Annotated in this window: 22 protein-coding genes; 8 read left to right on the top strand and 14 right to left on the bottom strand. The window is 32.9% G+C overall.

Annotation, left to right across the window (positions count from 1 at the left end):
• The 3 genes from ACOYLT_RS03345 to rpsL form a co-directional block, all read right to left on the bottom strand.
• The coding region (locus ACOYLT_RS03345) for a GTP-binding protein (RefSeq protein ID WP_422852428.1) at nt 1-446 on the bottom strand (446 nt) is incomplete at its 3' end.
• An 11-nt stretch (nt 447-457) separates the two neighbouring features.
• Nucleotides 458-934 (bottom strand): 30S ribosomal protein S7, encoded by a 477-nt coding sequence (gene rpsG / locus ACOYLT_RS03340; RefSeq protein ID WP_422852427.1) that lies wholly within the window; start codon nt 932-934, stop codon nt 458-460.
• Between the two features lie 24 nt (nt 935-958).
• Nucleotides 959-1,342 (bottom strand): 30S ribosomal protein S12, encoded by a 384-nt coding sequence (rpsL, locus tag ACOYLT_RS03335; RefSeq protein WP_007136570.1) that lies wholly within the window; start codon nt 1,340-1,342, stop codon nt 959-961.
• 181 nt (nt 1,343-1,523) lie between these two features.
• Between rpsL and ACOYLT_RS03330 the strand changes: the two genes are divergently transcribed.
• The 5 genes from ACOYLT_RS03330 to rlmB all read left to right on the top strand — a co-directional run bounded on the left by ACOYLT_RS03330 (nt 1,524) and on the right by rlmB (nt 9,984).
• Complete coding sequence (locus ACOYLT_RS03330) at nt 1,524-3,191, top strand: hypothetical protein (RefSeq protein WP_422852426.1); 1,668 nt, start codon at nt 1,524-1,526, stop codon at nt 3,189-3,191.
• A 199-nt stretch (nt 3,192-3,390) separates the two neighbouring features.
• Nucleotides 3,391-6,543, top strand: coding sequence for a SusC/RagA family TonB-linked outer membrane protein (locus ACOYLT_RS03325; protein ID WP_422852425.1), 3,153 nt, complete (start codon nt 3,391-3,393; stop codon nt 6,541-6,543).
• 12 nt (nt 6,544-6,555) lie between these two features.
• Complete coding sequence (locus tag ACOYLT_RS03320; RefSeq protein WP_422852424.1) at nt 6,556-8,271, top strand: SusD/RagB family nutrient-binding outer membrane lipoprotein; 1,716 nt, start codon at nt 6,556-6,558, stop codon at nt 8,269-8,271.
• A gap of 22 nt (nt 8,272-8,293) precedes the next feature.
• Nucleotides 8,294-9,190: a hypothetical protein gene (locus tag ACOYLT_RS03315; RefSeq protein ID WP_422852423.1), complete on the top strand. Its 897-nt coding sequence runs from the start codon at nt 8,294-8,296 to the stop codon at nt 9,188-9,190.
• A 59-nt stretch (nt 9,191-9,249) separates the two neighbouring features.
• The gene (gene rlmB, locus ACOYLT_RS03310) at nt 9,250-9,984 is read left to right on the top strand and encodes a 23S rRNA (guanosine(2251)-2'-O)-methyltransferase RlmB (protein ID WP_422852422.1); all 735 of its coding nucleotides are present in this window, start codon (nt 9,250-9,252) and stop codon (nt 9,982-9,984) included.
• Nucleotides 9,985-10,000: 16 nt separating this feature from the next.
• Here rlmB and ACOYLT_RS03305 read toward each other — a convergent pair whose 3' ends face one another.
• Nucleotides 10,001-10,750: a rhomboid family intramembrane serine protease gene (locus ACOYLT_RS03305; protein WP_422852421.1), complete on the bottom strand. Its 750-nt coding sequence runs from the start codon at nt 10,748-10,750 to the stop codon at nt 10,001-10,003.
• A gap of 91 nt (nt 10,751-10,841) precedes the next feature.
• Here ACOYLT_RS03305 and ACOYLT_RS03300 point away from each other — a divergent pair, with 91 nt between their 5' ends.
• Nucleotides 10,842-12,119 carry a replication-associated recombination protein A gene (locus ACOYLT_RS03300; RefSeq protein WP_422852420.1) on the top strand — a complete coding sequence of 426 codons (1,278 nt, stop codon included), beginning with the start codon at nt 10,842-10,844 and terminating at the stop codon, nt 12,117-12,119.
• Here ACOYLT_RS03300 and ACOYLT_RS03295 read toward each other — a convergent pair.
• The 10 genes from ACOYLT_RS03295 to hpt all read right to left on the bottom strand — a co-directional run bounded on the left by ACOYLT_RS03295 (nt 12,116) and on the right by hpt (nt 22,285).
• Entirely contained in the window at nt 12,116-12,820 is a 705-nt protein-coding gene (locus ACOYLT_RS03295) for a hypothetical protein (protein WP_422852419.1), read from the bottom strand. The genes ACOYLT_RS03300 and ACOYLT_RS03295 overlap by 4 nt on opposite strands.
• Nucleotides 12,820-13,506, bottom strand: coding sequence for a YjjG family noncanonical pyrimidine nucleotidase (locus tag ACOYLT_RS03290; protein WP_422852418.1), 687 nt, complete (start codon nt 13,504-13,506; stop codon nt 12,820-12,822). The genes ACOYLT_RS03295 and ACOYLT_RS03290 overlap by 1 nt, the downstream gene beginning before the upstream one ends.
• A gap of 1 nt (nt 13,507) precedes the next feature.
• On the bottom strand, nt 13,508-14,197 hold the full coding sequence (gene radC, locus ACOYLT_RS03285) for a RadC family protein (protein WP_422852417.1): 690 nt from the start codon (nt 14,195-14,197) through the stop codon (nt 13,508-13,510).
• Between the two features lie 10 nt (nt 14,198-14,207).
• Nucleotides 14,208-15,563, bottom strand: coding sequence for a UDP-N-acetylmuramate--L-alanine ligase (locus tag ACOYLT_RS03280; protein ID WP_422852416.1), 1,356 nt, complete (start codon nt 15,561-15,563; stop codon nt 14,208-14,210).
• 4 nt (nt 15,564-15,567) lie between these two features.
• Nucleotides 15,568-16,266, bottom strand: coding sequence for a tetratricopeptide repeat protein (locus ACOYLT_RS03275; RefSeq protein WP_422852415.1), 699 nt, complete (start codon nt 16,264-16,266; stop codon nt 15,568-15,570).
• A 131-nt stretch (nt 16,267-16,397) separates the two neighbouring features.
• Complete coding sequence (locus tag ACOYLT_RS03270) at nt 16,398-18,548, bottom strand: S46 family peptidase (protein ID WP_422852414.1); 2,151 nt, start codon at nt 18,546-18,548, stop codon at nt 16,398-16,400.
• Nucleotides 18,549-18,689: 141 nt separating this feature from the next.
• Nucleotides 18,690-19,724, bottom strand: a complete 1,035-nt coding sequence (gene obgE, locus ACOYLT_RS03265; protein ID WP_422852413.1) for a GTPase ObgE — start codon at nt 19,722-19,724, stop codon at nt 18,690-18,692.
• Nucleotides 19,725-19,807: 83 nt separating this feature from the next.
• On the bottom strand, nt 19,808-21,031 hold the full coding sequence (locus ACOYLT_RS03260; protein WP_422852429.1) for a hemolysin family protein: 1,224 nt from the start codon (nt 21,029-21,031) through the stop codon (nt 19,808-19,810).
• A 108-nt stretch (nt 21,032-21,139) separates the two neighbouring features.
• On the bottom strand, nt 21,140-21,712 hold the full coding sequence (locus tag ACOYLT_RS03255) for an adenylate kinase (RefSeq protein ID WP_422852412.1): 573 nt from the start codon (nt 21,710-21,712) through the stop codon (nt 21,140-21,142).
• Nucleotides 21,713-21,754: 42 nt separating this feature from the next.
• Nucleotides 21,755-22,285 carry a hypoxanthine phosphoribosyltransferase gene (gene hpt, locus ACOYLT_RS03250; protein WP_422852411.1) on the bottom strand — a complete coding sequence of 177 codons (531 nt, stop codon included), beginning with the start codon at nt 22,283-22,285 and terminating at the stop codon, nt 21,755-21,757.
• Nucleotides 22,286-22,422: 137 nt separating this feature from the next.
• Here hpt and ACOYLT_RS03245 point away from each other — a divergent pair, with 137 nt between their 5' ends.
• Complete coding sequence (locus tag ACOYLT_RS03245; protein WP_422852410.1) at nt 22,423-24,060, top strand: DUF1800 family protein; 1,638 nt, start codon at nt 22,423-22,425, stop codon at nt 24,058-24,060.
• A gap of 11 nt (nt 24,061-24,071) precedes the next feature.
• Nucleotides 24,072-25,709, top strand: a complete 1,638-nt coding sequence (locus ACOYLT_RS03240) for a DUF1501 domain-containing protein (protein WP_422852409.1) — start codon at nt 24,072-24,074, stop codon at nt 25,707-25,709.
• Nucleotides 25,710-26,011 lie beyond the last annotated feature (302 nt).

The raw sequence follows: 26,011 nt of genomic DNA, 5'->3' as shown, positions 1-26,011 counted from the left end.
TCCATTTTGTTTACGAATCCCATACGAGGCACTCTATATTGATCAGCTAATCTCCAGTTAGTTTCTGATTGTGGTTCAACACCATCAACAGCAGAAAATAAGAAAACTAATCCATCCAATACTCGTAAAGAACGATTTACCTCTACAGTAAAGTCAACGTGTCCTGGGGTATCAATAATATTAAAGTGGTAGTCTTGAGAAGTAGGCAATGGTTTACCTTGCTCCGTCGGGAAACTCCATTCACAAGTAGTAGCAGCAGATGTAATGGTAATACCTCTTTCTTGCTCTTGTGCCATCCAGTCCATAGTAGCTGCACCATCGTGTACTTCACCTATTTTGTGTGATTTTCCTGTATAGAATAATATACGCTCAGTAGTAGTGGTTTTACCCGCATCAATGTGGGCAGCAATACCAATGTTTCTTGTTAATTTTAAATCTCTAGCCATTTCTTAAACTATTAAAATCTAAAATGAGAGAATGCTTTATTTGCTTCTGCCATTTTGTGTGTATCCATTCTCTTTTTAACAGCAGCGCCTTCTTCTTTAGCCGCAGCTAAAATTTCAGAAGCTAGTTTGCCTGACATCGATTTCTCGTTTCTTCTACGAGCATAAAGTATCATCCACTTCATGGCCATAGATATTTTTCTGTCTGGACGAATTTGCATTGGGATTTGGAATGTTGCCCCACCCACTCTACGACTACGTACTTCTACGTGAGGCATAACGTTTGTTAACGCATCTTTCCAAACTTCTAATGATGGTTTTTCATCATTATTCTTTTTAGCTTCTACTATCTCCATGGCATCATAGAATACTTTGAAAGCTGTTGATTTCTTACCATCCCACATCAAATTGTTCACAAAACGTGTAACTAACTGATCGTTAAATTTAGGATCTGGTAAAAGTGGTCTTTTCTTTGCCGCTCTTTTTCTCATGTCTTTACTTTAAAAGTTTTTAAATTACTTTTTTGCTTCTTTTGGGCGTTTAGCACCGTACTTAGATCTTCTTTGTGTTCTTCCTGCTACACCTGATGTATCAAGTGCACCACGCACAATGTGGTATCTAACTCCTGGTAAATCTTTTACCCTTCCACCTCTCACTAATACTATCGAGTGCTCTTGTAGATTGTGTCCTTCCCCTGGTATGTAAGCATTCACTTCATTTCCATTAGTCAAACGTACACGCGCTACTTTACGCATCGCTGAGTTTGGTTTTTTTGGAGTAGTAGTGTAAACACGCGTACAAACACCTCTTCTTTGAGGACAAGAATCTAAAGCAACCGATTTACTCTTCTTAGTGATTTGAGTTCTTCCTGTTCTTACTAATTGTTGAATTGTTGGCATAATTAAATACTAATTTTTCTTAATTTTATTAAATCCCGCTTTTTTAGGGGTTGCAAATGTAGTAATTATTTTCAATGAAACAAATCGTAATTAATTAATTTTTAAACAAATTGTTTTTAGATTCGATGAACAACAATAAAAATAGATTTTTTGCGTTATTTTTATCCAAACTTTTTAGTCTTTGAGAAAGATTTTATTCCTTATTTTTTTATTTATTAACAGCGGAAATGCTTTCGCTCAGGAATTTTATATGAAAATTATTGGCAATAATGAACAAGGTACTAAAATTATTGATAGCATTGGTTACATAATAAAACACAAAAACACCAAATCTATTATTGATGAGAATAATTCATTTTATGAAAAACTGAATAAAATTGGATACTCTGAAAGTCAACTTTTAGAAAACTACAAATTAAACGATACCACTTTGTGCTTCAAATATGATTTAAAGCAAAAAATAAAATCTATACATGTGTATATAAGTAAAGAGTTCCATGAAAACATATCCAGCTCATATGAAATTAAAAAAGATACTTTATCATTACCTATTGAAGATAGTGAAGAATTTTTAAATTCCGTTTTGAAGAAATTAGAAAGCATTGGGTTTTCTATGGCAAAAGTAAAACTGTCTAATCTTCAGAAAAAAAATGAACTAGTTATTGCCGATTTAAATATAGAGAAACAAACAAAAAGAGATTTAAACGACATCGTAATCAATAGTGATGAAAAATTTCCTGCTAATCACAAAAAAAATCTTTTAAGATTATACAGAAATAAGGTTTTCAATCAAAAAAACTTAGAAAAACTTTATAATGATATTGGGAAATTTAGATTTGTTAAACAAAGTAAATATCCAGAAATTTTATTTACTAAAGATTCAACGAAAGTTTATGTTTATTTAGAAAAAGCAAAAGCCAATACTTTTGACGGCTATATTGGTTTTACTAACGACGAAAACAAAAAACTAATTTTTAGTGGCTACCTAGATTTGGTTTTACAAAATATTCTTGATTCAGGAGAGAAAATAGCCCTGTATTGGAAAAGTGATGGGCAAAATCAAAAAACTTTTAATTTTAATTTAGAATTACCTTATGTTTTCAAAAGTCCTATTGGAATAAAATTAGATTTAAATATTTTCAAACAAGATAGTACTTTTCAAAATACCAAAACAGCAATCGATTTTGGCTATTACTTTAATTACAACACTCGATTATACTTAGGATACCAATCATCTGAGTCAAGTGATATCCAAAATGTCAACACCTCTAACTTAAGTGATTTCAATAATTCCTTTACAACCTCAACTTTGGAATATATAAATTTAAAAAATGATGATTTCCTTTTTCCAGAAAAAACAATTATTAATTTAAAAATAGGGGCAGGGAAACGATATTCAAAAATTATTTCGAGCAATCAATTTTTTTCAAGTATTCTATTGAATCATAATTTCTATTTAAACGAAAAAAATATAGTCAATATTAAATCACAAAACTTTTATTTACAAAGTCAAAACTATGTAGTGAACGAACTGCAAAGATTCGGAGGGATTAATTCAATACGTGGATTTAATGAAAATAGTCTTCAAGCAAATTCTTTTAATTCTATATTGACAGAATACCGATATATTCTTGCGCCTACATTATATGTTCATACCATAATTGATTATGGACATGCACAAGACAAAACTTCAAACACAGACGACAACCTTTTTGGAATTGGTTTTGGCATTGGATTATTATCAAAGAATGGCTTTTTTAATATTGTTTATGCCAATGGAAATACTAATAATCAAGTCATAAAACTTTCAAATTCTATTGTGCATGTCAGTTTCAAAGCTAATTTTTAATTTAGGATTTTGAATGATTTGTTAACAAAACATGTATTTCCTTGATTTTTTCTCGAATTTTAATAGAATTTGCATAATTCTTTCGCTATTTTATATAATTCACACTTTTTATGATTTTTATATAAATTAGTTGGCTTTTCTTTTGGTTTCTTAAGATTTTATTACTTAATTTGAATTTCTAATTAAAACCAAATTAATAATGAAAACAAAGTTAAATGGATTCTTAACGCTTTTTATAGCGTTATTGGTGCAAATCTCTTTTGCCCAAGACAGGGTTATCTCTGGTGTTGTATCAGATAATAACGGTTTACCAATTCCAGGTGTAAACGTTATTGTAAAAGGTACAAGCTTGGGAACTCAAACAGACATGGATGGAAAATATTCCATCAAAGCTTCTTCAAATCAAACACTCGTTTTTAATTTTATTGGTATGAAATCTCAAGAAATTGTGGCTTCATTAACAACAATTAATGTAAAAATGAAAGATAATGCTGTAGAACTTGAAGGTGTAGTTGTGACAGCTTTTGGTATCAAAAGAAACCCGAAAAAACTTGGGTATTCTGTAACCTCAGTAAAATCAGGTGATGTAACCGATGTTGCTGAACCAGATTTAACAAGAGCTCTTTCTGGCAAAGTTGCTGGGGTAAATGTAAATTTTTCTACCGGAGTTGCTGGAGCAGCGAATCAAATTACAATTAGAGGTGTGAATTCATTAGTTGGAAACACACAACCATTAATTATCGTAGATGGAATTGCTTACAGTAGTGACCAAATTACTAGTTCTAGTCAAATTTCAGGTGGTGGAGGTTACGAAAGTGCTTTATCAACATTAGACCCTAACGACATAGCTAGTATCAACGTGCTTAAAAGCACTGCTGCTGCTGCATTATACGGTTCTAGAGCAATGAATGGAGTAATTGTAATTACTACAAAATCAGGCTCATCTAAAACAGGTAAAACTCAAAAGATGAGTGTTAATGTTGGAATGGGGACTTTTTATGAAAACATCGCTAACTTACCTGATTACCAAAACACTTATGGAGCAGGATCTAATTTCAATTATGCAAATGCCAATGGATCATGGGGTCCTCGTTTTGACTCTTTAGCTACAATACCTACATGGCCAACTTTATTAGCTGCATTTCCAGACCAATTTGGTTCAACAGTACCTTACGTAGCTAAACCAAATAATGTGAAAGATTTATTCAGAACAGGTACAGTTACAGACAAAACTCTTGGCCTTAATTATTCTGGACAAGACGGTAACTTTAGTGTTACGGTTTCTGATATGAGACAAGACGGATATATTCCTTTCAACTCTTATGATAGAACTTCAATGTCTGCAGGTGGTAATTTCAAATTGAATGATAAATTGACTGTTGGAGCCAATATGAGTTTTTCTAAAACAAAACAGATTGGAGGATTCTTTGGAGAAAACCAATTCGACGGAGCTTCTTCTTCTTTTGCTAGAACATTATTCTTAGCTAGAAACTGGGATTTAAACTTGCCTTATACTGATCCAGCAACAGGTGGTTCAGTTACACCAAATGGGACTCAGTTTGATCATCCTATGTGGTCTTGGGAGCATGATCAAATTATAACTAAAACAGATCGTATGGTGGCTGGTTTAAATTTAAACTATAAATTTAATGATCATTATTCTGCATCATATAGGGTTGGTATAAACCGCTACATTCTTAATAGAGATGAAATTAGAGATATCGCTTCAAGAGCTAATAATGGTTTAGGAGATTTGAAAAAAGATAATTTCATCAATGAAGATATTGAATCTACATTCTTAATTAATATAGATTATAAATTAACAGACAATTTGAGCCTTTCAGGAATTATTGGAAATAATGTTTTACAAAATAATATTTCAAGAATTGCTAATCAGGGATCTCAATTTGTATTACCTAATATATTTACTTTTGGAAACGTTGTAAACATAAAAAATTTAGTTGATGAAAGCGCACAGAAAAGAAATGTAGGGGTATTTGGTGATCTAACCTTAAACTACAAGGATTATTTGTTTTTAAATGCTACTGGAAGAAACGACTGGAGTTCATCATTACCCAAAAAAAACAATTCCTACTTCTATCCATCAGTGAGTGCTTCATTCATTGTTACGGATGCATTTAAATTAAAAAGTGACGTACTAACTTTCGCTAAATTAAGAACAAGTTTTGCGAGAGTAGGTAGAGACGCTGATGCTGAATTCACAAGGATTGCTTATTTACAAGGAAATGCTTACAATGGCATGCCTGTAATTTCAAATCCAACAGCTTTAGGAGATCAAACAGTTCAACCTGAATTCTCTTCTGAATTTGAGATAGGTACAGATTTAGAATTTTTTAACAAACGAATTGTTATTGACTTTACAACTTACAACAAAAAAACTACTAATTTGATAACTCCAATTACTGTACCAACAACAAGTGGATATCAACAATACAATACTAATGCTGGATCTATCGAAAATAAAGGTATCGAATTAGGATTGACTTTAGTACCAGTTAAAACGACCAATTTTAAATGGACTTTATATACCATGTTTTCAAAAAATAAAAATGAAGTAACTGAATTAAGTCAAGGATTAGATAGAATTCGATTAAATGCAAATCAAATTGCTTATGCTATCCCAGGAGAAGCGTTTGGAGTATTCTACGGTACTAAATTTGCAAGAGATACTAATGGAAATTATTTGATAAATCCTTCTGGCGGTGGAATCATTCAAGATCCTAACTTAGGAATTATTGGAGATCCAAATGCTGATTTTAAAGTAAGTTTTACAAACACTTTTGTTTACAAAGCTTGGACTCTAAAATCTCAGTTTGACTGGAAACAAGGAGGAGACATTAATTCGTCTACTATTAATTCATTGTTAGGTAGAGGAGTTACTAAAGATACTGAAAATAGAGAGAGAACCTTCATAATCCCAGGATATTACGCAACCAACGATGGTGTTCCTATCTTAGATGGAGATGGTAATCAAATTCCAAATACTACTCAATTGAGTATGAACGAGTTGTACTTCTCCCCAGCTGGTGGTAATACATTTGGTATTAATAGTGTAGACGAGGCTTCAATCTATGACGGGACTGTGTTCAGACTTAGAGAAGTAAGTTTAACTTATGATGTACCATCCTCTGTATTAAAGAAAACTGCTTTTGGTAAATTGAGTTTTAGTTTAATGGGAAGTAACTTGTGGTATTTCGCTCCAAACGTTCCAAAATATACTAACTTCGACCCTGAAACTACTAGTTATGGTTCTACTATACTACAAGGAATTGAAACTTCAGCGGCTCCAACTGCAAGAAGATTTGGTTTTAAAGTTAATTTAACATTCTAAATAATTATAAAAATGAAACTCATTAATAAAATAAGAAACAATAAGGCCATTGTAATTTTATCTTTATGTTCAACCTTTATTCTAAGTTGCAGTGATTATTTAGATGTTGATAAAGATACTGATTACCCTACGACAGCACCGTTAAACCTATTACTTACCAATGTAGAAATAAATACTGCATTGTTAGGAGATTTTAACAACAATACTGGTCGTCTACTCTCTACGTATACACATCAAATGACTTCTAGAGAAGAAGAAGATCAATATGGTATTAAAGTTGGTAATATCAGCATGAATAATGATTGGGATGCTATATATTTAGCCTTAACTGATATTGAAACAATAATCAAAAAAGGCACTGATACTGACAACATGGTTTATGTTGGTATCGCACAAATGCAAAAAGCATATATTATGTCCTATGCGGTAGATTTATGGGGTGATGTACCCTATAGCGAAGCAACTCAATTAGCTACTTCGGGCATAATTAATCCTAAATTTGACAATCAAAAGGAAATTTATTCTCAAGTATTTGCATTAATAGAAACTGCAAAAGTTAATTTAGCAAGTAATTCCGGGACTGAAATACCTAGCGATGATGATCTATATTATGGTGGAGACACTGATAAATGGATAAAATTTGCTAATACTTTCAAACTGAAATTATACAATCAAACACGTTTAATAACTGATTTTGATCAAGCTGGTTTTGATGCTTTAATTGCTGAAAATAATTTTTTTACATCAAATGCTGACGATTTTCAATTTAATCATTATGATGTAATTTCTCCCTCAAACGAGAGAAATCAATTATTTGTTGAGGCCTATCAAAGTACTCAATTTGGATCGTATCAAAGTCCGTGGCTCTATGAAATCTTGAAAGGTGTTAATCCAAACATACTTACTGGAAATCCAGACCCAAGAATGCGATATTACTTCTACAATCAGTTAAAAGCTGGAGAATTCCCTCCAGATCAAGGAAACGTAGACACTGGTAACCCTGGAGCTGATTATTGGGATAAGTCTACAGGATTCTTTAGTATTAGATTTGGAAGTACTGGTCCAGACAGAGATAAAAGTGCGGAAAACTCTTATACCTACCCTGGTATTTTCCCTTCAGGAGGAAGATACGATGATGGATTAGGAGGATCAGTTTCAACTTTAAACACTGGTTTTAGTGGAAAAGGAAAAGCTCCACGTCGTATTTTAACTTATGATGAATTTTTATACATTCAAGCTGAGTTAATTCATGTTGGAAAATTAAGTGGAAATGAGGCAACGAAACTACAAGAAGCAATTACGGCAAGTTTTGCTAAAGTAGATCAAGTTGTAGCTAATAGTGGTACTACTCAAACTGTGCCTGTATTATCAGATACTGCAGCCGTTAACTCTTACATCAATAATGTAATTACTGAGTTCAATGCGGCTTCTTCAAGTAAGAAATTGGAAATCATCATGACTCAAAAATGGATTGGTACCTTTGGGGACCCAATGGATCAATACACAGACTATAGAAGAACTGGATATCCTGTTTTAGCAAATCCACTAGGAACTTCTCCAGAATATCAATTAGATAATGCAGATGGATTCCCTATACAAGATTCTCAAACAGTACAAAACAATCCATTCCAAGTATCATTTTATTGGCCACAATCAGAATTGAATGCAAATGCAAATGCACCGGCACAAAAAAATCCGACTACGTATAAAATATTTTGGGATAATTAATAAATAAATGAAAATGAAAAAAATGAAATTAATCTTAGCTTCTTTGTTTCTGGTGATGTTTATAACATCATGCAGTAAAGATGGTGGTGATTCTGTTGTTGAAACAACTAATGGTGCCACACCAAACATTCAAAAAGTAGCAGGTAGTGATGCATTCATTAACTTAGTATCTGTTAATGACAACACGCCTATTGACTTAAGCTTTACAATAGATATTGGCTTTGGTGATATAGAATCAGCAAATATTGTTCTGTTCTATTTCAAAGGGAATAATGTATATAAAGCTATTTTCACTACAAACGTAACAGTATTTCCATCTAGTTTTAGTATTTCACAAAATGACATTTATAATGCATTCAATGAAATCAATAGTTCATCAGATATTGAAGTAGGTGATGTATTAAAAATTACAGCTGAACTTAAATTGAAAAATGGATCAATTATAAAAATTCTTAATGATAATGGAACTGCGAATTATGGTGCTGACATTGCTAATTCAGATTTATTTAAAGTATTACAGTCTTACAATGTTTCATGTCCTTCTGAATTAGCTGGTGTATATGAATATACAACAACAAATTCAAGTGCGCCTACTGGTGAATCTTCAGTCGGACCAGATACTGGAACTGTAGAATTTACAGATTTAGGAGGTGGAGTTTATGAAATTTCAGACGCTTCTTTTGGTGGATGGATAGGACTTTACGGACCAGGAAATGCGGCTACAGGAGTAACATTAACTGATATTTGCAATAAAATTTCATACACAGGGGTTGATCAATATGGTGAAATTTTTACATTTAGCAATCTAGTTATAAATGGTAACCAGATGTCATTTCATTGGGAAAATGATTATGGTGAATATGGTGACACAACATTAACCAGAACTGATGGCACTAGCTGGCCACCACTCTATTTATAATATTTTTCAAAATACTAAACCACCAGTTTTCACTGGTGGTTTTTTTATATCTTTGCACTATGGAAAAAGAAAACCAAATCTTTGGAATTAGAGCAATTATAGAAGCTATAAACGCAGGAAAAGAAATTGACAAAGTATTTATTCAAAGCGATACGCAAAGCGAATTGATGCAGGAACTGATGAAAGCAATGAAAAAAAATAGCGTCAATTTTTCCTATGTTCCTGTTGAAAAACTAAATCGATTAACTCCCAATAATCACCAAGGTGCGGTGGCAACCATTGCTCCTATTTCTTTTGTAAATCTTGAAAATTTGGTTGATAGCGTAGTAGCGAGTGGAAAAACACCATTATTCCTAATCCTAGACCAATTAAGTGACGCCCGTAATTTTGGTGCCATCATTAGAACGGCTGAATGTACTGGTGTTGACGGAATTATTGTTCAAAAAACAGGTTCAGCACCTGTAAATGGAGATACCGTTAAAACATCTGCCGGTGCAGTTTTCAATGTACCCATCTGTAAAGTAGACCATATAAAAGATGCTATCTTTTATCTTCAAGGAAGCGGAATTAAAACCATCGCTGCCACTGAAAAAACAGATCAAAATATTTATGATATTTCCCTTAATGAACCAGTTGCTATAATCATGGGAAGTGAAGACAGGGGGATTAATCCTTCAGTTTTGAAAATTGTGGATGAAAAAGCTAAGTTACCTATGTTTGGAACTATTGGTTCGCTTAATGTATCTGTAGCGTGTGGCGCTTTTCTATATGAAACTGTTCGTCAAAGAAGTTAATTTAAAGATTTGAAAATTATTCAATTTCTTTTTTCTCTTTAAAATCATAAATATAATTTATCCCAGTCGAAGAATTTTCAACCTCTTCCTCCTCTACAGGTATAGTAACAAAGTTACCGGTTTCATCAAAATGTTTCATGAAAGCATCTTCTTCTGGATTGAAATCGGGTCTTTCCCATGGGTATTGAATTGCTTTTTTATAATCAGGTGTTTTAAAATAGGCAGCAAAAGCAAATCCTGTTATCAATCCTGATAAATGTCCTTCCCAAGATATATGGTTATCAACCTGAGGAAAAACATACCAAATCATTCCACCATAAATCATAACTACGGTTAATGATAAAGCCATCAATCTATAATATTGTGTCATCATACCTTTGAAGAAAATAAAGGAGACTAATACATATATCAAACTACTAGCACCAATATGAAATGAATTTCTACCAATAACCCATGTAATTAATCCAGATACTAAAATCCCGTAACACAAAATCTTTAGTGAAATATCGCGATAAAAATAAATTAAAGCTACAGTTAGTATAAAAAGTGGGAAGGAATTATTAGCAATATGATTTAAATCTCCGTGTAGAAAAGGACTAAAAAAAATGCCTTGCAATCCAGAAAAACTTCTTGGTAAAATACCATGTGAAGTCAAATCAATAGTAAAATTGTTTTCAAAAAAGAATACGGACCATATTAGAATAAGCAACAATGAAGGCACTATCCAAACCGATGGTGTAAACTTAAAATGATGATAATCGTTCATTATATTACTTTAAAAAACTTTTCATTAGAATTCAAAGATAAAGCCAAATATTATTTAATGCTATTTTGGCAGAAATCTTTACTTTTACAACATGGGAGCACCTTTAGCAGAACGCATCAGACCGCAACGACTGGAAGATTATATTAGCCAATTGCATTTGGTGGGAAACAATGGTTCATTATCGCAACAAATAGCGCGTGGTGTGATTCCGTCTATTATTTTTTGGGGTTCGCCTGGCACGGGGAAAACAACTTTAGCTCAAATTATTGCCAAACAAAGTAATCGCCCATTTTATGAATTGAGTGCTATAAATAGTGGTGTAAAGGACATTCGCGATGTGATAGAAAAAGCGAAACAAAGTGGAGGTTTATTCACGGCCAAAAATCCAATTCTTTTTATCGATGAGATACATCGTTTCAGCAAATCGCAACAAGATTCACTTTTGGCAGCGGTAGAAAAAGGTTGGATTACATTGATAGGCGCTACTACCGAAAATCCTAGTTTTGAAGTTATTCCAGCGCTCTTGTCACGTTGTCAGGTGTATATTTTAAATCCGTTTTCAAAAGAAGATTTATTGGCTTTGTTACAACGAGCGATTAAGGAAGACAAGATCATTTCGTCAAAAAAAATAAAACTAAAGGAAACCGAAGCCTTACTGCGACTTTCAGGTGGCGATGGACGCAAACTCTTAAATATTTTTGAACTCGTTGTAAATGCAAGCCCTGAAGCCCAAATTGTGATTACCAATCAAAAAGTTTTAGAATTGGTTCAGCAAAACACAGTACTTTATGACAAAACGGGGGAACAACATTATGATATTGTTTCGGCATTTATAAAATCCATTCGTGGCAGCGACCCAAATGGGGCGGTGTATTGGTTGGCAAGAATGATTGAAGGTGGTGAAGATGTAAAATTCATCGCAAGACGTATGTTAATTTTGTCTAGTGAAGATATTGGAAATGCTAATCCAACAGCATTTATTATGGCTAATAACACTTTTCAAGCGGTTACCATTATTGGTTATCCAGAAAGCAGAATACTATTAAGCCAATGTGCGGTTTATTTAGCAACATCTCCTAAAAGCAATGCAAGTTATATGGCAATTGGAGAAGCACAAGCTTTAGTAAAACAATCAGGTGATTTATCAGTGCCTATCCATTTGCGTAATGCTCCTACTAAACTTATGAAAGAATTAGGTTATGGTGAAGAGTACCAATATTCCCATAATTATGCTAATAATTTTTCAGAACAAGAATATCTTCCAGACGAAATTAAAAATACTGCCTTTTATAAACCTGGAAATAATGCTCGGGAAAACGAAATACGCACCTTCTTAAAAAATAGATGGAAAGATAAATATGGCTATTAAAATTTCAAATTTAATAGCTCTGAAACTATTATACCATTTTCGTAATATTCAAAAACCCACTGATTTTCTTTTGAAATTAAAACACCATTAATAGCACCTCTAATAGCTAGGAATACATTCTTTAGGGAGGTGTTATATAATTTCATAATAACTTTAGGCTCATTATCAATAACTTGGAAACCGTTAGCAATAGGTTGTGCAAAATAGTAAGTTTCAGAATTTGTTTCAGTTATAATTGTTTTGATTGATTCTGTTGCAATAGAAGAATTATTTTTGCCAGTATACTTATAATTCAATTTATCAAATGATTTTCCAGCTTCTCGTAATGCTTCATTATAGGCAGCGGCAAAATCTTTATTTCGACTTTTTCCAAAATCTGTTTCGTAAATTATTTTTTCTCTGCAATCTTTAACTAAAATCTTTAATTTAGTAACCATAAAGTTACTTTCCTCTGTCACTGTAGCATAAAGCATATCACATCTAGAATTCTCTACTTCTTTTGGTATCGCTTCAGAACTCAAATAGGATTTGAACCCATATTTTTGAAATAATAATTTAGTTAAAGTATTCAGTCTATATTTATCATTCTCTTTAAGAAAATCATATTTTATTGGAACAATAACATATTGATAGTCATTTATACTTTGCGAAAAAGCAGTTACTGACATCAATAAAACAAACAATAAAAATAGATTCTTCATCACAATATTTTTTTTAATTCTAATAAATGTTTAATTACAATAATTTCTTCTTCTGAAGAATGAATTTCGTTTTCATCAAATAAAACAGCTTGCATTCCAAAAGCCATAGCACCACGAACATCAGCATCAATACAATCGCCTATCATTATAGCGTTTTCTTTATTAGTATTAGCCAAAGATAACGCAAATTCAAATATGTTTGGGTGTGGTTTTTTAACGCCCGCCATTTCCGAGTTGGTAATGGTTTGAAAATATTTTTGCAGTCCTGAATGATGTATTTTTCTTTGTTGTACTTCAGCAAAACCATTAGTAATAATATGCAACTTATATTTTGGATATAAATAATCTAAAACTTCTATAGCACCGTCAAAAAGCTGATTATTATCGGGCAAAAATTCAATATAATCTATAGCTATTTTATCTATTCTATCATCTGATATATTATAGACCAAAGCATCAAAAGATTGTTTTAATCTTTGATAACGTAACTCTTCATGAGTCATTTTATCCACCTGATACAACTTCCAACAGGCTTGATTAATTGGCGCATAAACTTCTATAAATTGATGCACATCAATAGACGGATGATTTGCTCTAAATATTTTATCAAATGCCAAAATGGAATTCTTGTCAAAATCCCAAAGCGTATGATCAAGGTCAAAAAAAATATCGGTGATGTTTTTCATTTTAAAAAATCCCTTCGTCTTGAAAGCTATAATAATCCGTTTCGGTGATAATAATGTGGTCTAAAACTTTAATATCAAGCTGCTCACCTGCCAATTTTAGTTTTTTGGTAATGGCTACATCAGCATCACTGGCTTGTAATTTTCCAGATGGATGATTGTGTGTTAGAATTATGGAAGTGGCATTGTTTTCCAAAGCTGTTTTAAAAATTAAACGAACATCAACTACAGTTCCAGTTATGCCTCCTTTTGACAATTGTGATTTATAAATAACTTTATTAGAATTATTAAGATACAACACCCAAAACTCTTCATGTGGCAATTCGCCAATAATGGGTTGCATGATTTCGAAAACGGCTTTGCTGGAGGTTATTTTCTTTAGTTCCAAAGTTTCTTCTGCTCTTCGACGTCTTCCTAATTCTAATGCTGCAGCAATGGAAATGGCCTTTGCCTCTCCTATTCCTTTGAACTCCATTAACTGTTTCAACGATAATTTTCCTAAAGCATTCAAATTGTTATCTACGCTAGCGAGAATTCTTTTGCTTAAACTTACCGCGCTTTCATTTCTACTTCCGGAACCAATGAGAATAGCCACCAACTCAGCATCACTCAGAGCTGCTTTGCCTTTAAGCATGAGCTTTTCGCGTGGCTTATCGTCTTCTGCCCAGTTTTTTATGGAGAAATTTTGTTCCAAAATAGAATTTTTACTCAATCAAACTCTTCACCTCATCAAAATTCAATCCACCATAATTTCCTGAACTCATCAAAAGCAATGCTGAATTAGTCAAATCATAAGAAAATAAAAAGTCTTTGAAATCCTTTGGATTGGTATAAATAATCAAATCATCGCGCTTGAAAGATTGTGCGATTTGGTCATAGGTTACTTCTTCCAATTGTTTTATTTTCACTGCATCGGGCGAATAAAAAACAACAGCAACATCAGCAGCGTCAAGTGCACCTTCGTATTCTTTTAGAAATTCGGCATTCAAACTGCTATAGGTGTGTAGTTCCAAACAAGCTACTAATTTTCTATTTGGATATTGCACTTTAACAGCTTTGGTCGTTGCGGAAACTTTACTTGGCGAGTGTGCGAAATCTTTATACGCCACTTTGCCTTTGCCTTCGGCTATTTTTTCTAATCTTTTGGATGCTCCTTTAAAACTGGCAATGGCTTCATAGAAATCGGCTTCGTCAACACCCATGTTTTGACAAATCCATTTGGCTCCGGCCAAATTATTAAGATTATGTGCTCCAAAAACTTCAATAGGCATTGGTCCTTCTGGCGTGTCTAATAAAGTTGTTCCGTCTTCAACAGTGTAAGTTGGCGTTGTATAGGGTAATCTTCTGATGGTATTGGTAGTTTCCTCGGCTACTTTTTTAACCGTTTCGTCTTCTTCGTTATACACTAGAATTCCTCCTTTTGTAATTTGGTTGACGAATATTTCAAATTGTTCTACGTAATTTTCAAACGTTGGAAACACATTAATATGATCCCAAGCAATTCCTGAAAGCAATGCTATATTGGGTTTATATAAATGAAATTTTGGTCGCCTATCGATTGGAGAAGATAAATATTCATCTCCTTCTAGAACAATAAAATCATTATCTTCGGTTAAATGAACCATGGTATCAAAACCTTCCAATTGCGCACCTACCATATAATCAACTTCGATGTTATGAAAATGCATCACGTGCAAAATCATGGAAGTAATAGTTGTTTTCCCATGAGAACCACCAATCACAACTCGTGTTTTGTTTTTGGATTGTTCGTATAAAAATTCTGGATAAGAGTATATCTTTAGGCCTAATGCTTTAGCTTTTAATAATTCTGGATTGTCTGCTTTTGCATGCATTCCCAAAATTATGGCTTCAATATCTGAAGTGATTTTATCGGGAAACCAACCCATTTCTATTGGCAATAATCCTTTTTTTTCTAATCTTGATTTAGATGGTTCAAAGATAGCATCATCGCTTCCTGTAACTTGATATCCTTTACTATGTAAAGCTAAGGCTAAATTGTGCATAGCTGCGCCGCCAATGGCTATAAAATGTGTACGCATTTAATTATGATTTGATTTTTTCCTGATAAAGTTCCAACAACTGTTTTGCTTTTTCAGGTTGATTTAATTTGTTTCTGTAGAGATTGGCTAATTTTTGGTAAGTATTTTTAGATCCACCAACTTCAATTGCTTTTTTATAATTTTTTTCAGCTTCTTGGTATCTATCGAAATATTCAGCTATGTGTCCTTTAGCAAGATAACCATCAACTAAAGAAATTTTCATCAATTCATTAGCATAGCTATTGGCTTTTCGTTCACTTCCGCCAACAATTCCTGGCAATTGAAGATATATCTCTATTAATGCCCATCGAGCCTCTATATGTTTTGGATTTAGTGCTATGGCTTTTTCAAAAGATGCTTTTACTTCGCCAATCATTCCTAATGCAGCAAATTTGTTAGCTTCTTTTGCTTTCATCCCAAGACAACCACCATATTTATAATAAAAATCAGCTTGTTTTGGATATAGCTGCTTCAATTTTCCATAATACATCATGGCATTATCCCAAGATTTATTAGCCCCTTCAATATCACCTAAGTATTCTAAAGTTTTAGGATGATTGGGGTTCTCTTTTAAAATATTTTCAAAAATAGGTTTAGCTAAACTATATTTTTGTTGAGAAAATAGCTTTTCTGCTCTCTCAAAATTACTTTGGGAAAAGACCATAAAAGGAAGTAAGAATATGATTTTGATTATCCATTTCATTAGCATTTTCTTAAATTATGAAAAACAAAGATAGCTATTAATTGTATTAATTTCATAGACAATCTAAGTAATACTAATAAAAATAGCGTCCCGAAATTCAGGACGCTATTTTAAATAAAAACAAGTGAAAATTATTTTACTAATGTCATTTCATCAACTATATGTTTGGCACCTGATAAATTCTCAATTACCCAAAGTACATAGCGAATATCAACATTTATAGTTCTTTGTAGTTTGTTATCAAAAATTACATCACCAGCCATTGCCTCGATATTTCCATCAAAAGCAAGACCAATTAGTTCTCCTTTTCCATTTAATACTGGTGAACCAGAGTTTCCTCCTGTGATATCATTATCCGTTAAGAAATTTACGTGAAGTGTACCATCTTTGTCTGCATAACGACCATAGTCTTTGTTTTTTTCCATTTCTAAAACACGTATAGGTAAATCAAATTCTTCATCGCCTTTTTTATACTTTTTAACTTGACTAGTCAAGGTTGTATAATTGTTTATGGCTACTGGATTTCTTTTGTCTGCAGGCAAAGCACGTACTTTTCCATACGTTAAACGCAATGTAGAATTCGCATCCGGGTATTTGATGGTACCAATTTTTGATTCTCTCAAACCTTCCACTAACAATCGGAAAGAAGCACTGTAATCATTTTGAGCTTTTGCTATTTCATCTGATTTTGTAGCAAAATGAGTTAATAAATCATTTGACAAAGCATAAATTGGATCATTATCTAGCATACCTTGACTTGGCACTTCTAGGAATGCTTTGATTTTGTCAACAGAAGAAAAAATACTTAAATCTACAGCAGCATTTACATATTTAGTAAAGTCATTGTTAATAGCTGCACCTATCTTCTCAACCAATGGAGCAATTTTATAACCCGATGATTTTGTTGCATACAAATGTAATTGTGCTGCTAATAAATCTTTCTCAGCCAGAATGTATAATTCTTTATACATTTCTTCTGCCATTTCAATGATTGCAGGAGCCAATTGATTACGCTTTACAGCGTCTGCTTTTACATAAGTATCTAATTGTTTTCCTAATGTTCTACTAATGGTTCCAAAAGCAGTCGTTCTGAATAATTGTTGCATGTAGTTATCATGTCTTGCTTTTTCGTTTGTCAAAGCATAAAACTTATTGATAGTAGCAATTACATTTCCATATTTAGCTTTGTTAGCCGACTTGTTTGCCCATTTATCAAACTTAGTTTCTTGAACTGCTTTAGTTTTTGCAGTTCCAAATTTGCTTAAAGCATCTATCATTCCTTGACGGTTTTTCCAATAATTGGCAGTAGAAGCATATTTAGAGGCATAAACTAAACGAAGTGCATCGCTCATGTCCATATATTTTTTCATGTTATCCATACCTGTTTTGGCGCCTTCAACCCATGCAGGATAAGCAAATTTTACGTTCTGCTCAATTCCTCCTGCTGGCATCCAACGGTTGGTTCTTCCTGGATAGCCCAAAATCATAGCAAAATCGTTTTCTTTTACACCACCTAGATTTACTGGTAAGTAATGTTTTGGTTGTAAAGGCACATTACTAGTTGAATAGTCTGCAGGATTGCCATCTTTATCAGCATATACTCTAAACATTGAGAAATCTGCGGTTTGACGTGGCCATTCCCAATTGTCAGTATCGCCCCCAAATTTTCCTAAACTTTCTGGTGGAACTCCCACTAATCTTACATCTTTATAATCTTGATAGACAAAATAATAAAACTCATTTCCTTGGAAAAATGAACGAACTGAAACGGTATATTTTCCGCCTTCGTTGTTTTCTTTTTCAATTTTGGCAATCTCAGCATTGATAGCTTTTTCTCTATCGGCTTCGGTCATAGATGGATTTACAACTGACAATATTCTTTTGGAACAATCATCCATGCGGACAAAGAAACGCACAAATAAACTTGATGGTTTTCTTTCATCGGCTCTGTTTTTTGCCCAAAATCCATTCTTTAACAAGTTGTCTTGTGGAGTTGATAATTCTGCAATTCCGTCATAGCCACAGTGATGATTAGTTAATACCAAACCATCTTTAGAAATAATTTCAGCAGTACATCCACCATTAAATTGCACTATAGCATCTTTTAAACTGTGGTGGTTGATGCTATAGATTTCTTCGGCTGTTAGTTGCAAGCCCATTTTTTGCATGTCGCGGTGGTTTAATCTTTCGATAAACATTAAGAACCACATTCCTTCGTCAGCTTTCATGCTCATAGGCATAAGCATAATAACTGTGATTAAGGATAAAATAATTTTCTTCATAGTATACTAATTTATTTTTTGGTGATGCGAATATACTTTTTTTTGTGTATTTGATTGACAAAGCTTTATGAAAACTACATCGTTAGCGTAAATTTTAACTTTATTTAAAAAATTCTTTAGACAATTATTTAAGTTTTAACTTTATATACCATGACTGTTCTCGGGTTCTTCGGCATCAATGTTTAACATTTGCCACAATTTGTCTTTGAGCTCGGTTAATCCTTGATTGGCTATTGAGGAAATGAACAAATATGGCGTTCCTTTGAAGGCTTTGTCTAGTTCTTTTTTCAATTCAGCTTTTAGTTCATCATCAAGCATATCACATTTTGAGACCACTATCAGTCTATCTTTGTCGAGCATTTCTGGATTGTAACGACGTAGTTCATCGAGCAAAATTTCGTATTCTTTTTTGATATCATCGGCATCGGCTGGCACTAAAAAGAGTAACGTTGAGTTGCGCTCAATGTGACGCAAGAAGTAATGTCCAAGTCCTTTTCCTTCAGCAGCACCTTCAATAATTCCAGGGATATCCGCAATAACAAAGGATTGAAAATCTCTGTAAGCAACAATACCTAAATTGGGTTTCAAGGTAGTAAATGGATAATCGGCAATTTTGGGTTTAGCAGATGTTAGAACTGATAGCAACGTTGATTTTCCGGCATTTGGAAAACCTACTAAACCTACATCAGCAAGGACTTTTAATTCAAGAATTACATCCATTTCTTCCGAAGGCATACCTGGTTGTGCATAACGAGGTGTTTGATTGGTAGCACTTCTAAAGTTCCAGTTTCCTAAACCACCTTTTCCACCTTTCAACAATATTCTTTCCTCGCCATGTTCTGTAATTTCAAAAAGAATTTCTTCGGTTTCTTTATCGCGAACAACTGTTCCTAGTGGCACTTCGATAACTTTATCTTCGCCATCATGACCGGTACTTCGTGAGCTTCCACCATCACCACCATGACCAGCTTTAACGTGACGAGCGAACTTAAGGTGAAATAATGTCCATAATCCTTTATTTCCTTTCAAAATAATGTGTCCACCTCGACCACCGTCACCACCATCGGGTCCACCTTTTTCAATAAATTTTTCTCTATGTAAATGCGTAGAACCTTTTCCTCCTTTTCCGGATGAAACATATATTTTTACGTAGTCTACAAAGTTACCTTCTGTCATAATTCCTGTTTTCTGTTTTCCGTTTTCTGTTTTCTGTTTTCAATAACTTAGCTGTATTAAAACTGAAAACCGATGACAGATAACTATTCCTTTATCGCTTTCACAATTACTTTATCAATCTTTATCCCATCCATATCGATGACTTCTAATTCAAATTTATTCCAAATGAGTTTTTCTCCTGTAGTTGGAATTTTACCCATTTCGGTCATGATTAATCCGCTTACTGTGGTTACTTCATAATCATTGGTGAGTTCGTCCATATCAAAATAAGTCAAGAAATCGTGCAACGAATATAATCCGTCAACTAGCCAAGTTCCATCTTCTCTTGACATCAATTGGTATTCGTCTTCATCAAAATCAGAAGCATCGCCAACAAGAGCTTCCAATATATCATTTAATGTTATTATGCCTTGAAAAACCCCATATTCATCGGTTACTAATGCATAATGTACTTTTGATTTTTTGAAATTTTCAAGGGCTTTATAAGCTGAAGTATGTTCAATTAAATAAACTGGTTCTTTAGTTATAGTTTTTAAACTGAAAGGTCCTTTTTCAAATCCTGCAAACAAATCTTTCAATAAAACTATCCCCCCAACATCGTCTAAATTTTCTTTACAAACGGGATAAACCGAATGCAATTCATCTAAGACTTTGGCCTTTATTTCCTCCATGGTATCTTCAAGAGAAAGATAAACAATCGACTTTCTGTGTGTCATCAACGAATTGACTTTTCGGTCACCAATGTGAAAAACGCGTTCTAAAATATCTTGTTCTATTTCTTGAACTTCGCCACCTTCTGTGCCCTCTTTTATGATGGCTTTGATTTCTTCTTCTGTTACTTTTCCATCGGCTGTTGGTTTTATTTTTAGAATTTTCAATATTCCATCAGTAGATTTTGTTAGTAACCAAATGAATGGCATCGTAACAATTGAAACCATTTTCATAGGAACGGCAACCGCTTTTGCAATAGCTTCAGGATAATTTAAACCAATTCTTTTTGGTAACAATTCGCCAAAAACTAATGAGAAAAATGTCAATATCACTACTACAATTCCAACACCAATACTATCTGCATAAGGTTTCAAAGTTTGAAAACCTGCAACAAATCCTTGCACATCATGAGTGATTTTTTCGCCTGAGTAAATTCCAGTAAGAATTCCAATTAGGGTTATTCCAATTTGAACAGTAGACAGAAATTTATTGGGAGAATTGGCTAAATCTAAAGCAACTTTGGCATTGGTATTTCCCTTTTTTGCTGCCGTTTCTAAACGATTTTTGCGTGCCGAAATCAGTGCAATTTCAGACATTGAAAAAACGCCGTTTAAAAGAATTAAAAAAAGAATGATTAGTATTTCCATTTGTTTTGGTTTCAAGTTTTAGGTTTCAAGTTTCAAGTTGTTACCTGAAACCGAAAACTATAAACTGTCTATTACTTTGCTTAATCGTTGAGTAACTTCTTCAATAGAACCTATTCCATCAACAGCACAAAATTTTCCTTGATCATTATAATAATCCATCAAAGGTGCTGTTTTTTCGTTATATTCTTGGTATCTATTTCGGATTTTTTCTTCATCTTGATCATCTGGTCTGCCCGAAGTTTTTCCTCTTTCTAGTAATCGTTGCACTAAAATTTCATCATCTGCTTCCAAAGCTATAGTAGCTGTTATAGCTTGTTCTTTTGAAACTAAAAATTTATCTAAAGCATCGGCTTGAGCCAATGTTCTTGGGAAACCATCAAATAAAAAGCCTGCAGATTGTGGATTATTATTTACTTCACTTTCGAGCATTTTAATGGTTACTTCGTCAGGCACTAAATCTCCATTATCCATAAAGGTTTTAGCTAGTTTTCCTAATTCTGTGTCATTTTTGATATTATACCTAAAAATATCTCCCGTTGATAAGTGTGTTAAATTGTATTTTCCTTTTAAAAATTCAGCCTGTGTGCCTTTTCCTGCACCCGGTTTTCCGAAAAGAACGATGTTAATCATTTTAAAAAAAGTTTATGAATTTATGAGTTTAGAGTTTATACGTTATTGAGCTAATTGATATACATCTGGCAAGTTTCTTCCTAAACCATCGTAATCTAAGCCATAACCAACTATGAATTTATTTGGAATCCTGATCCCAACGTAATCTATTTTAATATCTTTTTTATAAGCTTCAGGTTTGAAAAAAAGTGTCGCAATTTTTAAATGTTTAACTTTTTTTTCTTTAAATATGTCTTTTAATATTTCTACTGTATTTCCAGTATCCACTATATCTTCAACAATAACGACTGTTCTTCCCTCTAAATCTTGATTTAGCCCAATTAATTGTTTTACTTCATTTGTAGATTGAGTTCCTTCATAGGAAGCCATTTTTACAAAACTTACTTCACACATGCCCCTATACTTCTTCATTAAATCGCTGAGAACCATAAAAGCACCGTTCAAAACACCAATAAAAACGGGCACATCATCAAAAAAATCATCATCCATTTGTTTAGCCATATTTGCTATGGCAAAGTCTATTTCATCAGAAGAAATAAAGGGCTCAAAAGTTTTATCGTGAAGATATATCATAGTGATATTTAAAATAAGGTGCAAATTTAAAGAAGTAATAACTATTTAGTGCCAAGTATTTAGACTTTTTTATAAAATTACAATTATATTTGTTTAAGTTTTAAAAGATATAAGCTTATAAATAAAACTATTTAAACATGGCATCACTAAATCAAAACACAGCTATTCTTGGAAACAAAAATGCAAAGCATTTATTGAGACGTGCCACTTTTAAATATACCAAAACTTTAATTAGTCAATTTTCCGCATTAACACCACAACAAGCCCTAGATTTATTGACAATAAACAACCCATTAATACTGGATTTGCCAAATGATCCCAATGGAGATGGTTATTGGACAGAGTCTACTGCTTTATCGTCAACGTTTAATGGACAACAAAGAAAAAATATAATTGTTTCAGGTTGGTGGTGGTACAATGCTATAAACGATGCAACATTAAAATACAAACTATCTCATTTTCTTTCTACCCGTTTTACAGTTGAAAAAGGAAATTCTACTGGTACTTCAACTGATTTTTATGATTATATCAGGTTGCTTTTATTCTACTCCTATGGAAATTACAAAACTTTAGCAAAGAAAATGACCCTCTGTAATTCGATGCTTCTGTATTTAAATAACAACGAAAATAATGCAAATTCACCCAATGAAAATTACGCTCGTGAATTTTTAGAGTTATTTACAATTGGAAAAGGAGAGCAAATAGCTCCGGGAAATTACACAAACTACACCGAAGCTGATATTGTTCAAACAGCTAAAGTTTTAACAGGATTTCAACGAAAAGCTGACCGAACAATTATTGATGCAACAACAGGAATACCAAAAGGACAAAATAGTTTTGGACAACATAATACCGGAACAAAAAATTTTAGTGCAGCATTTTCAAATGCCATAATAAATGGAGCCGCTGATGCAGCTTCAATGGATATTGAGCTCGACACCTATGTGGAAATGGTTTTTAATCAAATGGCTACCGCTAAAAACATATGTAGAAAAATGTATATCTATTTTGTGAAAGGAGCCATAACTTCAGAAGTAGAAACAGATATTATTATACCTCTTGCTCAAGATTTATATGCTAACGGCTACGAGATACTTCCGGTTTTGAGAAGGTTATTAGAGAGTCAACATTTTTATGATTTGGATGATTCTAGCGCGATTGATGAAACTATTGGAGCAATAATTAAATCTCCTTTGCAGCAAATATCAGAAATCTGCACCTATTTACAAGCAACGATTCCAGATCCGACAATAAATGCAACATTATTTTACAATACTTTTTATAGAAATTTTGTTCATGACACCTTTTTTTTAGGAAGCAACATGCCTTTATTTGGTCCCGATAGTGTGGCTGGTCATCTTGCTTATTATCAAGAACCGTCTTATGATAAAAATTGGATTTCATCTTCTACTCTAATTGCAAGATATCGGCTGGGAGAATCATTATTAGATGGCTTTAACAGAATTAGTGGAAATAATAATATAGCTGGAAAAATTTATATTTCAGATGTAATCAAAAATGGCGGGTTAATTTCGAATGCCTCTAATCCTTTTGTTTTAACAACTGAATTATGTAATTCCCTATTTGGACAAGACCCTGATGTTGACAGAATAAACTATTTTATGAATTCTTTTTTACTTCAAGGATTAGCAGACTATTATTGGACAAATGCTTGGGATACTTTTATCACATCAAATAACAATAGTGTTGTAGAGCCACGTTTGAAATTATTACTAACCAAAATATTAAGTGCGCCAGAGTCTCAAGTGTTTTAACAATAAGTAGGATGAAAAGAAGAAACTTTATAAAATTAACTTCAACAGCAAGTGCATTAAGTCTTTTACCGACTGAGGTTTTTGCATTGTTCAATTCAGCTGGATTGAAAACGTGTCCTAATGTAAATGCTAAAAAAATTGTGTTAATTCAACTTTCTGGTGCTAATGACGGATTGAATACTGTTGTGCCTATTAATCAATACGACACTTATGCCGCTTTGCGACCAAACATAAAATTAAATAACATAGGAGGAAGTAACGGAATAATTAATTTAGACTCTACTCTTCCGCTTGAAAACCAAGTTGGACTTCATCCCGCTTTGTCGGGTTTTAAAAATTTATATGACAACGGTTTAATGCGTTTAATACAAGGTGTTGGTTACCCAATACAAGATAAATCGCATTTTAAATCAACTGATTTGTGGCTAACAGGTGGTGATGGAACTCCGGCAAATAACGTTTTGGGAAGTGGTTGGGTTGGTCGTTTTTTAGAAAATTATTTTGCCAATTTTTTAACTGCCAATTTCCCTCTTGGAATTCAATTAGGAAGCAGTGAAAACTCATTAGGATTTCACGGCGAAATAGAACACGGAATGTCATTGAATATTAACGGTCAAGATCCCTCAGGATTTTATTCTATAGTAAATGGTTTAGGCGGTATTGCACCAACAACAATACCAAATTCTGAATATGGCGATTTAATTCAATATATTTTAAATAATGACACTTCAACAAATACCTATGCTCAAACTATTTCGGCTGCATTTAATTCAGGTTCAAATTCTGTAACCTATCCAAATACTAGTTTGTCAAATCAATTAAAGACAGTTGCCAAGTTTATTTCTGGTGGTTTAGAAACCAAAGTATATTTAGTAAAAATTAGCGGTTTTGATACTCACAATTTACAAGTGGCATCAAATACAACAACACATACTGGAAGCCATGCCGATTTGTTAACCCAAGTTTCTGAAGCTGTAACTAATTTCATAACCGATTTAAACAATCAAAATATTGGAGATGATGTGCTTGCAGTAACTTTTTCAGAATTTGGAAGAAAAGCAGGCGAAAATGGTAATCTTGGAACAGATCATGGCGAGATTGCTCCAATGTTTGTTTTTGGAAGTTCATTAAATGCTGGAATATCTGGTACAAATATTGATTTGAGCGAAGCCATTGCTGGAAATAATTTTCAGATACAAACGGTACAACACGATTACAGAAGAGTATTTAGTACAATTCTCCAAGATTGGTTTGGTGTCAGCAATCCAACTTTAGATTTAACTTTTTATGATCATACTAACAATATCGGATTTGCCGGAAATAAAATTAGCAACTTAATTAACACTCAAAACAGCGTTCCTCCATTCTGTTATAATGATGTTTTATTAAGTACTAATTCATTTAACCATAGTAATGAAGTTATAGTTTATCCAAACCCTAGTACAGAAACAGTTAGTATAAATTCAACTTCAACTATCAATGATATTACCATTTACACCATTGATGGCAAACTAATTGGTACTTATAGAAATCCTTTAACCAGCAATAATTTTACTATTAATGTAGAAAGCCTTTCCATTGGAATGTATAGTTTTAAAATTAATACCGTTAATGGCAGTATCAGTAAAAAAGTTATTATTAGAAGATAATTTTATTACAAATAAATACGGAACCTAATATACAATTTGAAAGGTGGATTGATTATCGCAAAAATTAATGAGTAACAAATACCTATAATTCAAAAAATTTGAACATTCTAGCCTAGGTTATTGTATTGCAATAAATGATATTTTAAGAAAATCTATACTTAAAATTATTGATTATCAATTGTCAATTATCATTTGAAGAAGTATCTTTGTACCAAGAACTTCAACTACAGCGAATGAATTATTTCTCATCCGATTTCAAACTGGGTATTCTTGGCGGAGGACAGTTAGGCAAAATGCTTTTG

It is taken from the genome of Flavobacterium sp., from assembly GCF_049318185.1.
Taxonomy (GTDB): Bacteria; Bacteroidota; Bacteroidia; order Flavobacteriales; family Flavobacteriaceae; genus Flavobacterium.
Note: the sequence above shows the minus strand (reverse complement) of the source record. Positions and strands in the feature narration are given on the sequence as shown.